The sequence below is a fragment of the Corallincola spongiicola genome, from assembly GCF_004284785.1.
GTDB classification, from domain to species: Bacteria; Pseudomonadota; Gammaproteobacteria; order Enterobacterales; family Neiellaceae; genus Corallincola; species Corallincola holothuriorum.
In genome coordinates, this window is sequence record NZ_SHLY01000008.1 from 1 (window position 1) to 14,276 (window position 14,276).

A 14,276-nucleotide genomic window follows, 5' to 3' on the forward strand; every position below is an offset into this window, starting at 1 on the left:
CTGATCCAGCAGCGTTTGCAGTGTCCTTTTCATGGACTAAGCTATAGCAAACCACTGTTTATTTATCCAGCAATCTAGCAAAAAAAGACTTCCCCGAGGCCTGCCTCGGCGAGTACAACGCTAGATAGAACTACACGGACCATCTATCTGGATAAAGGGGCCATGTCTACCTATCACCCCAAACCGAAAAGATCCCGTCTAACCTACTTTTTATTAATTAGTAATTTGATCATAACTTACTGATTAGTCGATTTTTACTCTCTTTTTCACAAAATACGCCGAAATTAGCGGCAGATTGTGATTTGCCAGACATCACATGCACATCCATACCGTGTTGTGCTTTTATCCAGTAAAAGTCAGCGCATCGCTATAATGCCCACCCTAAAAAAATCTCTGACTGGGCAGGCCTCTAGCCACTACACTTTTAACTATGGTTACTCACTGACTTCATTGCGGATTTTTCACCTATGCGCTTTATACCCAATGCCAGTACACTGCGACTATTGCCTGTTTTCCTGTTAACCAGTTTTCCTTGTGCGGCCTTTGAGGCACACCAGGAATCGATCTCCGCACTCAGTCACCCCTTGGCGATCTTCGCGCTGTGCATCTTTTTTATCGCCTACGCGCTGGTGATCTTTGAAGAGCAACTGAACTTGCCTAAATCCAAGCCAATGATTAATGCGGCGGGGATCTTATGGGTGCTGGCCGCCTTAGTTGGCGCGGAGATGGGCATGAGCCGGGAAGCGCTGGAGGCCGCAGTCACCCATAACCTGTCGGAGTTCGCCGAGCTGTTTCTGTTCCTGTTGGTCGCGATGATCTACATAAATGCACTGGAAGAGCGCAATGTGTTTGAAGCATTAAAGGGCTATTTGGTTGGCAGAGGGCTCAGTTACCAGCAGCTATTCTGGGCCACCAGCATCATCGCTTTTTTCCTGTCGCCAATTGCCGATAACCTGACTACCGCCCTGATCATGGGCGCAGTCGTGATGGCGGTGGGTAAGGAGAGCAGCCAGTTTATTGGTCTCACCTGTATCGCCATTGTCATTGCCGCCAATGCGGGCGGTGCTTTCTCACCATTTGGCGATATTACCACCTTGATGGTTTGGCAATCGGGGCGCATTGAGTTTACCGAATTTTTTCAACTGTTTTTGCCGGCGATCGCCAACTACATCGTGCCGGCGCTGATCATCTCACGATTTATTCCTGCAGGTAAGCCACCCGCGATCGAAGACAGGGTCAAGGTTAAACGGGGGGGTTACCTAAGTTGCTTGCTGTTTATTACCACCATCTGTCTGGCAGTGACTTTTGAAAACGCCCTCGGCCTGCCACCTTATCTGGGCATGATGTTTGGGCTATCACTGCTGTTTCTATCTATCTACCTTGGTTCGCAGTTTCTCGCCGATGACCACGAAGACAGAGATTTTAATACGTTCAGTAAATTGGCAGTTCCGGAATGGGACACCCTACTGTTCTTCTTTGGCGTGATGTACTGTGTCGGTGCCCTCGGCTTTCTTGGCTATCTTACCGCCGCCTCTGGCGTTATGTATGGCGACTGGGGCGCTACGCCAGCCAATATTGCCGCCGGCGTGATCTCTTCTGTGATCGATAATATCCCGGTGATGTTTGCCATTCTGACCATGGCGCCCGAGATGGATCATTTCCAATGGCTGCTGATCACCTTCACTGCTGGTGTTGGCGGCAGCTTACTGTCGGTGGGGTCCGCAGCAGGCGTGGCCTTAATGGGAGCTGCCAAGGGGCATTACACCTTTATGTCACACCTGAAATGGAGCTGGACCATCGCTTTGGGCTACGGTGCCGGCATCGGCGTGCATTTTTTGGTCAACGGCTAATGCCATAAAACAAGCTTGATAAAGGTCACTAACCGAATACGGCTTGGTTTATATACTGTGGTGAAACCGCCATCGCGCATCGCGATAGATTTTAAGGATCTCAAAATGAGCCCTCGTTCCACCTTGCTTGCGCTATCCGTCATCAGCAGCCTCATCTGCAGCACAGCAGTTAACGCTGATGATATCGCTATAGGAAAACAGAAAGCGACGACCTGTGCCGCCTGCCATGGTGAACAGGGCGTTTCGGTGATCCCCATGTATCCCCATCTGGCGGGACAGCAAGCCGTGTACTTTGAAAATCAGATGAAAGCGTTTCGCAGTGGTGCGCGACCAAACCCGATCATGGGTAATCTGGCCAAGCCACTCTCTGATGAGGATATCCGCCAACTCGCGCTCTATTACGCCAGCCTGAAGTTGTAGCAGACAGCAAAACCAAAACGACGAACATCATCATAAAATCGAACAAAACAGGCGATAAGTTGCGCTATTAGTTCTTTATAATCGGATCTAATCTCTCCTCATACCCACAAGAGGAGAGTCTGATGATCACTATTCGCCCAGCCAATGAACGTGGCCACGTCAACTTAGGTTGGCTAGACAGCCGCCACAGCTTTTCTTTCGGCCACTACTACGATCCTCAACATATGGGGGTGTCAGCCCTGCGGGTGATCAATCAGGATATCGTGCAACCAGGTGGCGGCTTTGGCACTCACCCCCATCAGGATATGGAGATCCTCTCTTACGTACTGAAAGGCACTCTCGAGCACCAAGACAGCATGGGGCATATTCAACGGCTAACGGCCGGTGAATTCCAATTAATGAGTGCTGGTACCGGGATCAGCCACTCGGAATACAATGGCTCAAACACTGAAACGGCTGAGTTCCTACAGATCTGGATCCAGCCTGATCAACTGGGGCTGACGCCTGACTACCAACAGAAAAGATTCCGTGGGGAGGGGATGATCAAAGTAGCTTCTCCAGACGGCACTGAAGGCAGTTTGACTGTCCATCAAGACGCAACCGTGTATCTGGCAAGGTACGCAAAAACCACAACAGCGCAGCTGGAATTGCCAGCCGGGCGCCAAGGCTACTTGCAACTGATCAAGGGGTCTATAGATCTGGAACATCATCAGCTAGCTGCTGGTGATGGCCTTAATGTGAGTGCCAGCCATGATATGCAAAACCTGATAGTTGAAAATGCCCCAGACAGTGAATGGCTATGGTTTGATCTACCGATGGCATGACCGAATAATAAGCCTACTCAATAATACGCGGTATGGCGTTCTATGGGTTTGCTCGCTCTAAACAAAATAAAGCCTCGGTGAATACCGAGGCTAGAATAAATACGATCAGTAAAAACGGCTATACGGATCTTCTTGAATAACCGAGACCGGCAAGCAGCAAGCCGAGCAGCGCGACACTAACAGGCTCCGGCACATCGCTTTTTGCTGAAAACTGCAAATTATCAACCAACGCCAACATATCGCCCGTAGTGGTCAAACGGATTTCATCAAAAACAAGCCCTGTGATTTGGAAAAAATCTGTGCCGTCAAAATCAGTATTAGCTGATGCAAAATCAACAACAACGCTATCTAACAACACTTCAACCAATGTTGAATTTGGATTCGTCGCAATACCGAAAGCGGCCTCTTCTATGTCGTTGTCAAACATAATTGACCAAGGGCTGGCTGCAGGAAAAAAATTACCTATCTGATTTCCATCGGTGGCAGGTGGAAATGCCTGAGCTTGAGGGTTGTAAAAGGCACCAGCAAACGTGATCCCAAAGGCTGAGTACTGATTGGTAAGTGCGGTACCATCGGCAAGCACCACTTCATCAAACGTTAAGGTCGTATCAGCTGAAGCTAGCCCAGTGTTGGTATACATAACACCAGCAAACGCTCCAAATGACGTGGTCAACATCGCCGTGGCAGCAATTAGTGTATTAACAAATTTATTCATTAGCTTCTTTCCTTGTGCATTTTCTTATTAAAGTAAGGACTACTAATGCAAAGCGGAGGCCAGATAATCTTTCTATTTATAATCAAAAGATTAACAAGACCCTCAACAACGGGGCTATCAAAATGTCAATTTAGCTGACAATGCAAACACCGTAGAACCCCACCTGATGCTTTGTCACCAACGAGTTATTTAGCAACAAAATAACTTAGCAACTGGCCGTTGAATGGGTGGAACCCGTAGACGAGAAACAAAAGCCGTCATGGCGATTGAATCAATAGATAACACTGGTTAATATGTCGCCGCTTTCACTTACCAACTTGCAGGAGGTCACCATGCGATTAGCAACAAACCTATGCAAGCCTGTTCTGGGTTAACACGCCTTTCTGTTTGCCCAGCCAGCCGGCTTGCCAATTCATCTATTTGTATCATCACTATGGAATTGGGATATGGGCAACTATGTTCAATCAATGTCGTGCCAACGGTTATCGATGGTCGACCTACAAAATCAAACTAAAAATATCTGGCAAACCAACACCGTTTTCGTGCCTATGGGCAGGGGAGGCGACAGATGTTGATATTGCAATTAAGCGCTGGCCAGGGGCCTGCTGAGTGTTGTTTGGCCGTCGCCAAAGCATATGCCTGCCTGTTAAAAGAAGCAGACAAGCATGGGCTATCGGTATCTGTCATAGAATCAGTCGAAGGCGCTGAAAAAGGCACCTTTGCTTCGATACTGTTGAGTATCGATGGCGAGAACGAACGGCAGTTTGCAAACCAGTGGCAGGGGGTGATCCAGTGGATCTGTGTCAGCCCTTACCGGCCGCGACATAAGCGGAAAAATTGGTTTATTGGCTGTGAACTGTTTGCCTCAAGCAATACCGCTGGAGACAACAAAATCAGCTATCGTGCTTGTCGTGCCAGTGGTCCGGGCGGTCAGCATGTCAACAAGACTGATTCGGCGATCCAAGCGACGCACCTTGCCACCGGCATTAGTGTCAAAGTCACCTCTGAACGCAGTCAGCACGCCAATAAGCGCTTAGCGACACAGTTAATCGCTTACAAGCTAGCAAAACTGGCTGATTCAGCCGTGGCAGCGAAGAAACAACAGCAGTGGCAGAGCCACTTGACCCTAGAGCGGGGCAATCCGGTGAAGCTGTTTAAAGGCAGTGAGTTCAGGCTAGTGAAATAGCATGAACATTTAAGTGGATAGATCGATAGCGCAGGCCAACAATGCCTGCGCTATCTTTTTACTTAGCCGTTATAAGCACCGCTGGAGTAATGCAGCTCATAGCTATGGCTATAGATCTCAACAATATTACCGAACGGGTCTTCCATGTAGATCATACGGTAAGGCTTTTCACCTGGGTAATAGTAACGCGGCGCTTTCATCCGCTTTTTACCACCCGCCGCCACAATCTTATCAGCTAACTCTTCCAGGTTCGGATCTTGAACACAGAAATGGAACACACCAGTTTTCCAGTATTCAAAGTTGTCTTCCGGGTTCTGCTGATTTTTAAATTCGAACAGCTCCACGCCAATACGATCACCGGTGGAGAGATGGGCAATACGAAAATGCTCCCACCCCGCGCCAAATACGTCAGTACACATCTCACCGATGGCACTGTCATCTTCAGTGATATCCGTGGGTTCCATGATCAGGTACCAGCCCATGACTTCGGTATAGAATTTTACCGCAGCATCCAAATCAGGCACTGAGATACCGATATGGGAAAAGGTACGTGGATAAGGCGTTGGTTGATTGCTTGTCATAACTAATACTCTCTTCGTTGGGAACGAGAGCAAGTATAGGGAACAGTTGTGATAATATTAAATTATCATAAATTATTATTTTGATAATATTTAGAAATGATAAATCCAACCCATTTAAGAACCTTTTTGGTACTGGCTGAAACCGGACATTTCACCCACACCGCCGAACAGCTGCATATGACACAGCCCGGTGTTAGCCAACACATCATGAAACTGGAAGCCCACTTGGGTACGCCACTGCTGCATCGGTTTGGCAAACGATTTGAGCTCACGGAAGCGGGACGAACATTGCAACAGTATGCTCAGGCACAAATGGCGGCAGAGCAAAATCTAATTGAGCAGTTGGCCAGCGATGAAGGAGAGCAAGGTGAGTGCCGTTTGGCATGCTCCGGCGCCATTGCCAATCAGCTTTACCCTGAGCTACTGTCACTGCAACAACGCTGCCCTGCCTTGCAGATAAAGCTCGAAGCTGCGCCAAACGAAAGCATCATTGCCGATGTTAAAGAGAACCACTGTGAATTAGGTTTGATCACCCGTGCTGTGAACGATCCCGCACTACAACAAGAAACACTGGGACAAGATGAACTTTGCTTAGTGATGCCAGCAGGCTCTGAGTTCAGTTGGCAGCAACTGCAAGCGCTAGGATTTATTAATCATCCCGATGGTCATCACTATGCCACAGCAGCGCTGGCGGCGAATTTTCCAGCGCAGTTTATTGGCATGTCAGAAATTAATGAAGCCGGCTATATCAATCAACTCAACCAGATATTACTGCCGATAGCCCGAGGAATAGGTTTTACTGTACTGCCCGCATCGGCACTGCATGATTTTCCTTACGCTGGGCAGATCTGCTGTGCATCACTGTCGCAACCGGTCACTGAAACCGTCTACCTGATCAGCAAAAAGCATCGCCCCTTGGGCAAACGCTACGAGCATATAAAAGAGGTTATCTATCAACAGTGGCAACAGCAATAACAAGCAGAATAAGTGCTATACGCTGTGATGCTGCCTACCAATATCCAGACATACCGATAACGAAAGAATCAGTATCAACACCTGTGGTGCGTTGCGTTCGCGAGCCGATGTAACCCAGTTTGACCCCCAAATGGCGGTTAATCGGAATGCCGACACTGGCGGCAAACAGCAACTCCTCTTTGCGGCTGTCTTTCTCAACACCGTCAACGGTCGGCTTCGCACCGTAATCGTATGCAGCACTGATACTGCCCCAAATACCGGGGCGATGAGTATAGATAAGATGACCACTCAACACATAGAGCGGATCATTCTCTAGTTTCTTGCCACCATAAAAGTCATCATTGTCGAAATAGATCACCGCCCTCGCCGTACTTTCAAACGACCATTGACCACGGGTGTGGATCGCGCCAATCTGTGGACGCAATGTATAGCGATTCGTACCCAGATTAATCAGCTTATCCGACATGTAGTCACCGGTAGGCAGTTGTACCGAGATACCGGCTCCAACAATTGTTTCATTAGGGTTGGCTTTACGATAGGCAACAAACTCTTTACCCTCTAGCGGTGGTGAGCCATACAAATTCACCGCGAACCGAACAAGGGTGTCGGTAGCGCCATCACGAGAAGTTGACGCCGCCTCACCGTCAAGGATGCCAGTCCAATGCCCTTTCTGATAGCCCTGTGCCACGCCGATACGGGCACTTTTATCGAACAGTTCAAAGGTGCGAATATACTTGGCCACCCAAGTGTCTAGCGTCGCTTCTGCCTCTTCAATTTTAAGCACCGGATCGAAGTCTATATCAGCTTTGGTGCTGGCATAGCCCGCACCGAGGAAATTGGTATTAATAGGGAGATGCGCCCAACGGCGAGGTTCAAGATCTTCAGCTTGCACACTCATCGGAGAACAAAGGCCACTGAGGATCAGCAATGAAAAGAGCCCTTGCCAACATTTATTACTGCACACGATTCTGTTCTCCATCCCTAACAACTGACATCCATGCCACTGCTTAACCAAAACAGCACAGCAAAATAGCGACATTACATATTATTAACATGATGCCCGTGAATAAGGGATTGCTCAATGTTTTGTCACATAGGGAAGATAAAAACGCTCTCTCTGCCACCGAGCAGCTTTAGCGAGAGGTCAATGCGCAGGCATCAGCGCCCCAGCAGGTGGTCACAAATCACTTCCAGAAACGGATCGCCGAAGCGCGACAATTTTCGCTCACCGACGCCGCTGATCTGCAGCAGTTCCACTTCACGAGTTGGCTTTTCCTGCGCCATCTGTAGCAGAGTGGCGTCATTGAATACGACATAAGGTGGCACACCTTCATCTTCAGCCAGCTTTTTACGCAAGCCACGGAGGCGGGCAAACAGTCGGCGGTCATCTCCCTCCAACTCAATTTGCCGCTTTTGACTAGCCAGTTTAACCCGTGGCACCGCCAGCTCCAGCGCCTGTTCCCCTTTGAGTACGGGACGCGCGGCTTCGGTCAAACGCAAAATCGAGCTTTGCGTGATGTCCTGCACCAGCAAGCCTAGGTGCACCAACTGACGAACAACGCTAAGCCAATGTTCCGGCGGCTGATCTTTGCCTATGCCCCAGGTGGATAGTTTGTTGTGGCCGTACTCTTTGACGCGTGCGTTGTCAGCACCGCGCAGCACTTCCACCAGGTAACCGGCGCCAAAGCGCTGCCCCATCCGATAGATACAAGAGAGTACTTTCTGTGCATCAACTGTACCGCTATAGCGTTTGGGGGGATCCAAACAGATATCGCAGTTACCGCAACTCTGCTTACGCTGCTCACCAAAGTAATGCAGCAATACCTGGCGACGACAGGTTTGCGCCTCAGAGAAAGAGGCCATCGCATTGAGTTTATGCTGCTCTACCTGCTGTTGGCGCGGATTTTCGATGTTCTCCAGCAAGCGCCGCACTCGACTGATATCCGCAGGGTCATAAAGCAACAGAGCTTCGGCAGGTAAACCGTCCCGCCCGGCACGCCCGGTCTCTTGATAATAGGATTCAATATTCTTCGGGATATCGTAGTGCACAACGAAACGCACGTTCGGCTTGTCGATACCCATGCCAAACGCTACCGTCGCTACGACAATCGCCAGCTCGTCTTTAACAAAACGCTCCTGTACCCGATTGCGCAACTTGATATCGATACCGGCATGATAGGCATCGGCATCCACTCCCTTGGCCTTTAAACGCTCGGCGATCTCTTCCACCCGCTTACGGCTCGTACAATAGATAATGCCGCTCTGGCCTTTGCGGCCATGTAAATAGTCGCTGAGCTGATCGAACGGCTTATATTTTTCAATCTGGTTATAGCGAATATTTGGACGGTCAAAGCTACCAAGAAACAGAAACGGCTGCTGCAGTGCCAGCTGGCCGATAATATCAACGCGGGTCGCATGGTCCGCGGTAGCGGTCAACGCCGCAACTGGCACATGGGGAAAAAGCTGCTTCAGCTGCCCCAAGGCTGCGTACTCAGGACGGAAATCATGCCCCCACTGACTCACACAGTGGGCTTCATCAATGGCGAACATCGACAAGTTCACTTGCCGCAAGCGCTCCAGAAAATTGGCCTGTAGCAGGCGTTCCGGCGCGACATAAAGCAACTTCAATTCACCGTGGGCTAATGCCGACAATGTTTTTATCTGTTGTTCTCGGCTAAGGGTCGAGTTCAGGTAAGCCGCACTAACGCCATTACTGACCAATTGATCCACCTGGTCTTTCATCAAGGCGATCAGCGGAGAAACCACCACCGTCAAGCCATCACGCACCAGCGCGGGGATCTGGTAACAGAGCGACTTTCCCGCCCCTGTCGGCATGATCACCATGGCATCGGCACCAGCAGCCAGAGCACTGACCACCTCGGATTGTCCGGGACGAAAACTGTCGTAGCCAAACACACTGTTCAGCGTGGCTAACGCCCTCTGCAACAAGGGATCACTCTGATCCAGTCGACTTGAGTCGACGGCTATCGCAGCAGATGGAACGGCAGAACCAGGATTCATTGACTAAGGGGCGCTCTTCTATTGGTCACCGGTTTGGCGAACAGGCAGGCTAGTTTACTTGCCGCAGCGCACTTTGTCTTGAGGCATCGGGCGTTTATCACACGGGCACCGACTGGCGTTAATAAACTCTCTTTTTGAACAGTGCGTTATCACTAAAAAATGACATCGAAAAGTTGCGCCACAGACAAATCAGACCAACAATTGAATAATTACTCTAAACCACCGGTTGTTATCATGGCTGACCAACACACTCCGCAACAGACACGCGTAGCACCTGACTTGCCACCCAAGCTGGCCGCCATTGCCCACCTGTTTACTGATCAAATGCCGTTTAATCGCAGTTTGGGGCTTTCCATCCCTTACTTCACTTGCGACAAAGTGGAGGTGCATTTCGCTATGCATGAGGGGCTGATCGGCAATCCAATACAACGCATTCTCCACGGCGGTGTCACTGCCTCAGTATTGGATGTAGCGGGAGGTTTGATTGCCATCGCTAACTTTCTCGAGAAATCAGACACGATGGATCAAGCGCTGCTGAATAAGAAGCTCGCCAAAATGGGTACCATAGATATGCGGGTGGATTATCTGCGTCCTGGTCGCGGTGAACACTTTGTCGCCAGCGCCGAAGTGATACGTTCTGGCAGTCGAGTCAGCGTCTGTCGAATGGAGCTACACAATGAAAAAGGTAGCCAGATAGCTTTTGGCACCGGCGCATACATGATGGGGTAGCATATTTATCGTTCAGTCAGCAGGCTAAGCTCCCACCGCGCCTGTAACACGTTCCCCTTTCTACCCTATAACTTGTGAGCCAGTTCACATATCGGCATCGAGTTTGTTCTAACGCAAATTGCGTCCGTTATCCGACCTCTATAGTCTGCTTCAGCAAATAACCGCATTTCAGTACTGCACCATGTCCAGAAGGATGAACCATTCGGGACATAAAAACAGCCAACTATCACCCTGTTAAGTTGGCTACTTGCAGCACCTATAGGAGATGAAACGCGCTATGAATCCATTGCATCAGCCTGCCCAGATATGGGTCCATGCCCCTGCTTCTCTTCATCGCATAATCAACAGCTTACCGGACCAACCCGCCTACCGTCAGGCGCTGGCAACGAAGTTTGCGGCGGCGAAAAAAAATGGCGTTGATGGCATTATCGTGCCAATCAGCTGGCGTACTGTGGCGCCATTTCACCCTGACAATGTCGAGCAGGCGCAACGTTGGCAAGGCTATCTCAGCCTGTTTTCATTGATCCGTCAGGCACAACTGAAACTGATCCCTGAATTTAATATCGGTGCTTCTGGGGTCAGTGAAGCTGGGACCCCCCACCTGTTACCCGACTGGTTTTGGGGCAAGCTAGGGCACGAACAGCCCGCAGACTGGCCACAAGATAGCTTAAAGTATGTCGACCAACTGGGTAATGACACAATTTCCGCTCCCAGCCTGTGGGCGAGAGAGCTCTACACCCCTTATGTCAGCCAGTGGCTAAAAGCGTTTTTTCATCATGCTGCCGAATTTCAATCATGTATTCCGCAAATTTTGCTCGGTGCTGGGCCTGACGGCGAAGTACGTTTCCCTATTTTGGATGCATTGATTGAGCCCGCCGACCAACACCAGCTCGGTGTTTTTAGTGGCATCGCAGTAGACAGCTTTGAACAGGCCATGCTCTCTCAGTATGGTGAAAAAGCGGCCTGGTATAGTGCTTGGGAGGTAGAAGATGACGCTCTGACTGCCAATGATTTACTCGGGCAGATACAGCAGCAGATCAACACCTTACTCGCCGACAACACACGAAGCTCGAAGCCGATCAGCGATTTCTACCGCTGGTATCAATCACAGCTAATTACATTCAGTGCAGAGACCCTATCGTCGCTCAGCCAAACCCTGCCAGAGCAATGGTCTTGTGGTTTTGGTTTGCGCGTTCCAGTGTCACTCAACGCCAGTAACGACCATGCTGATCAACACGCATTGGCTTTAGCAGGGGTCGCTCTGGATCATGAGACCGCATTATTTAGCCGCTTGTTTGATGCCTTAGGCAAGATAGAACTGAACTCCGACGCAAACTCACTTTGCGTCTTGTTGTCGGGTGTCGAATCCACCCAGCCCCATTATCAAATGAGTGACTGGGTAGGACGCGCCGGTGAGCTAGGCATCCAACTGTATGTGGAAAACCGCCAGGCCAATGCACTAGATGACCATTTGGCGTGGGACAAACTAATGCAACGCAGCCTGCAGCAAACCGGGGTTGCCGGTTGGGCCCTGCGGGATTTGGATTCGGTGTTAGACACCGAACAAGCCGGTGCGGCCAGACTGCGTCAACTCGGCCGAATGAAACATGGCATGGGTAAAGTCGGCCAACAGTTAGGACGTAAGAGCTTCCGGGTGATGGGGCCACTGCATCTGAAAGTGGGTAACCAGCTGATGATGTTGCAAGAGGAGAACTGGATCGAATTTGAACGGGAGATCCGGCAACTTCGGAAAATCGGTGTCAGTGCCATATCAACTGACCTTTGGTGGGGACTCATCGAGGGACGCCAACCGGGCCTATTCGACTGGACCTACTATGACCGCATGGTCGAGGTGTTGGCAGCGAATGAGATGCATTGGGTACCCATTCTGTCATTCCATCAGGCGGGAGGTAACGTTAATGATGACTTCATGCAGACCATTCCACTGTGGCTGTGGGGTAAATTAATCGAAAACCACGATGAACTGGAGTCGGTGCGGGATCTGCAATATGTCAGTGAAACGGGGGATACATCGATGGAGTATGTATCGCTCTGGGCCGATGAATATGTGGTGCCCTACTACCGGCAGTTTATGCAGGCCTTTCGTGATCACTACCAAGATCGTGCCGACCTAATTGATGAGATCAATGTCAGCTTGGGCCCTGCCGGTGAACTTCGCTATCCCAGCTACAATGCCCACGATTGGGGTGAATACCCCAACCGCGGCACACTGCAATGCTTTAGCCGTCTTGCCGAGCAACGCTGGAAAAGTCACCTGAAGCAAAAATTCAAAACCGTAAAAGCCCTTAACTACGCCTTCAACGGCCAACACAAGAGCTTTGACAGCGTTGCCATTCCTGATCCACATCCGCTGTTTGAACAGAAGAACTATCTCTACTCCAGCTGGGCCCGCGAATTCCTCACTTGGTATCAAGGAGAGCTGATTCAGCATGGACGCGGCATTCTTGAATGTGCCAACGACGTATTCAGTGAGGGCGCGATGGCGAACGTGCCACTGGGAGTCAAAGTACCAGGCATTCATTGGGAGATCAGTGATCCGGCGATGCCCCGAGTCGCTGAGATCACAGCAGGTTTAGTCGCGCCTCATCCAGAGCTTGGCCCCCACAATCGTGGTGAATATGTCAAACTGCTCGGTCAATTGGTGCCCTCTCATCTGCGGGAGAAAGTTATTCTGCATTTCACCTGCCTGGAGATGATCAATAAAGATTATGAAGGCTATTCTCGTGCAGAAGACCTGGTTAACTGGGTGGCAGATGCGGCGGCCGAGCTGGGCATTAGCCTAATGGGTGAGAACGCCCTGGCTGGCGAGCTTTATGGCAAACAGGGATGGCAGCAGATCGCCCGCGCACTCGACCGTCAACCTGGTTTTGGTGGGATCACCCTGTTGCGGATGCAAAACCTGTTTGATGACCATCCCACACCGATGAAAGAGCTGACCCGACTGATCAATAAAGCGCAATGATCGCATTTTTTGCGACCTCAACTTATAGTTAGCCCGTTAAGTTCGCAGTTTGCCCATTCAGTAACAAACTGAATGGGCAACATAATGTTTTCTGTTCTAGATTTAGAGTTACTTTAACTGCGATCTGGAGCATGCCCACGTGCGACGTACCCTGACCCTGTTCTTCACGCTATGCTGTTTCAGCTTTAGCATGCATGCGGCCCCGCTGATCCACAATCCGGTCGCCAGCGATAGCGAAGCACTGTTCCTCGACATCTTAAAGTTAGCGCTTTCCAAATCTGCACCCGGCACCAAATATCAGGCTTTGAGCGAGCCGGTCAACCAAGCCCGAGGGATGGAGATGATCGATGCCGGTAAGATGTCGGTAATGTGGGCAGGCACCACACCCGATTTTGAAAAAAGAATGGCACCGGTGCGTATCCCGGTACTTAAGGGCTTGCTCGGCCATCGTATATTCATCATCCGCGGCAACGATCAAGCGCGTTTCAGCGCCATCAAGAATCTTGCCGACCTAAAAAGGTTAACCGCTGGCCAAGGGCGATTTTGGGGCGACACATTTATCTTGCAGGCAAATGATATTCCGGTAGCAACCACCATCAAATACCACAACCTTTTTCCTATGTTAGAAGGTGGCCGTTTTGATTACTTCCCCAGAGCGGTCAACGAACCTTGGGGCGAAGTTCAGAGAAACAAAGATTTGGGACTTAAGGTCGATGACAACGTGCTATTGATCTACCCCTTTGCCATGTACTTCTTCGTCAATAAAGACGATAAAAAACTTCACGATCTAATTTACAAAGGCTTTGAAGCGGCGATCGCAGATGGCAGTTACGACAAGCTGTTCTTTAACCACCCGATGATTAAAGAGGCGCTGCAACTGAGTAAACTCAAACAACGTACGGTGATCCGTCTGCCCAACCCGCTAATGGATCCGAAAACACCGGTTAATCGCAAAGAATTTTGGTTGGATATCAACAGCCTGTAACGCTCAC

Annotated in this window: 12 protein-coding genes; 8 read left to right on the plus strand and 4 right to left on the minus strand. The window is 50.0% G+C overall.

Annotation, left to right across the window (positions count from 1 at the left end; genetic code table 11):
- The first annotated feature begins 467 nt into the window (after positions 1-467).
- The 3 genes from nhaD to EXY25_RS16760 all read left to right on the plus strand — a co-directional run bounded on the left by nhaD (position 468) and on the right by EXY25_RS16760 (position 3,094).
- Positions 468-1,850, plus strand: a complete 1,383-nt coding sequence (nhaD, locus tag EXY25_RS16750) for a sodium:proton antiporter NhaD (RefSeq protein WP_114339390.1) — start codon at positions 468-470, stop codon at positions 1,848-1,850.
- Positions 1,851-1,955: 105 nt separating this feature from the next.
- On the plus strand, positions 1,956-2,270 hold the full coding sequence (locus EXY25_RS16755; RefSeq protein WP_114339389.1) for a c-type cytochrome: 315 nt from the start codon (positions 1,956-1,958) through the stop codon (positions 2,268-2,270).
- 122 nt (positions 2,271-2,392) lie between these two features.
- Complete coding sequence (locus EXY25_RS16760; RefSeq protein ID WP_130567773.1) at positions 2,393-3,094, plus strand: pirin family protein; 702 nt, start codon at positions 2,393-2,395, stop codon at positions 3,092-3,094.
- Between the two features lie 118 nt (positions 3,095-3,212).
- Here the strand turns inward: EXY25_RS16760 and EXY25_RS16765 are convergent, their stop codons facing one another.
- The gene (locus EXY25_RS16765) at positions 3,213-3,809 is read right to left on the minus strand and encodes a PEP-CTERM sorting domain-containing protein (protein WP_130567774.1); all 597 of its coding nucleotides are present in this window, start codon (positions 3,807-3,809) and stop codon (positions 3,213-3,215) included.
- Positions 3,810-4,377: 568 nt separating this feature from the next.
- Between EXY25_RS16765 and prfH the strand changes: the two genes are divergently transcribed.
- Positions 4,378-4,995: a peptide chain release factor H gene (gene prfH / locus EXY25_RS16770; protein WP_114339386.1), complete on the plus strand. Its 618-nt coding sequence runs from the start codon at positions 4,378-4,380 to the stop codon at positions 4,993-4,995.
- Positions 4,996-5,057: 62 nt separating this feature from the next.
- On the opposite strand, the gene EXY25_RS16775 is transcribed toward prfH, so the two are convergent.
- On the minus strand, positions 5,058-5,576 hold the full coding sequence (locus tag EXY25_RS16775; RefSeq protein ID WP_130567775.1) for a lactoylglutathione lyase family protein: 519 nt from the start codon (positions 5,574-5,576) through the stop codon (positions 5,058-5,060).
- 96 nt (positions 5,577-5,672) lie between these two features.
- Here EXY25_RS16775 and EXY25_RS16780 point away from each other — a divergent pair, with 96 nt between their 5' ends.
- The gene (locus EXY25_RS16780; RefSeq protein ID WP_114339384.1) at positions 5,673-6,551 is read left to right on the plus strand and encodes a LysR family transcriptional regulator; all 879 of its coding nucleotides are present in this window, start codon (positions 5,673-5,675) and stop codon (positions 6,549-6,551) included.
- Positions 6,552-6,585: 34 nt separating this feature from the next.
- Here the strand turns inward: EXY25_RS16780 and EXY25_RS16785 are convergent, their stop codons facing one another.
- Both EXY25_RS16785 and recQ read right to left on the minus strand, forming a co-directional pair.
- Complete coding sequence (locus tag EXY25_RS16785) at positions 6,586-7,515, minus strand: transporter (RefSeq protein WP_207232189.1); 930 nt, start codon at positions 7,513-7,515, stop codon at positions 6,586-6,588.
- Between the two features lie 194 nt (positions 7,516-7,709).
- Positions 7,710-9,572: a DNA helicase RecQ gene (gene recQ, locus EXY25_RS16790; RefSeq protein ID WP_130567777.1), complete on the minus strand. Its 1,863-nt coding sequence runs from the start codon at positions 9,570-9,572 to the stop codon at positions 7,710-7,712.
- Between the two features lie 234 nt (positions 9,573-9,806).
- Between recQ and EXY25_RS16795 the strand changes: the two genes are divergently transcribed.
- From EXY25_RS16795 to EXY25_RS16805, 3 genes are all read left to right on the plus strand, one after another.
- The gene (locus EXY25_RS16795) at positions 9,807-10,301 is read left to right on the plus strand and encodes a thioesterase family protein (protein WP_114339405.1); all 495 of its coding nucleotides are present in this window, start codon (positions 9,807-9,809) and stop codon (positions 10,299-10,301) included.
- Positions 10,302-10,578: 277 nt separating this feature from the next.
- Complete coding sequence (locus EXY25_RS16800) at positions 10,579-13,284, plus strand: family 14 glycosylhydrolase (protein WP_165419399.1); 2,706 nt, start codon at positions 10,579-10,581, stop codon at positions 13,282-13,284.
- A gap of 139 nt (positions 13,285-13,423) precedes the next feature.
- Positions 13,424-14,269 (plus strand): substrate-binding periplasmic protein, encoded by an 846-nt coding sequence (locus EXY25_RS16805; protein WP_130567779.1) that lies wholly within the window; start codon positions 13,424-13,426, stop codon positions 14,267-14,269.
- The last annotated feature ends 7 nt before the right edge of the window (positions 14,270-14,276 follow it).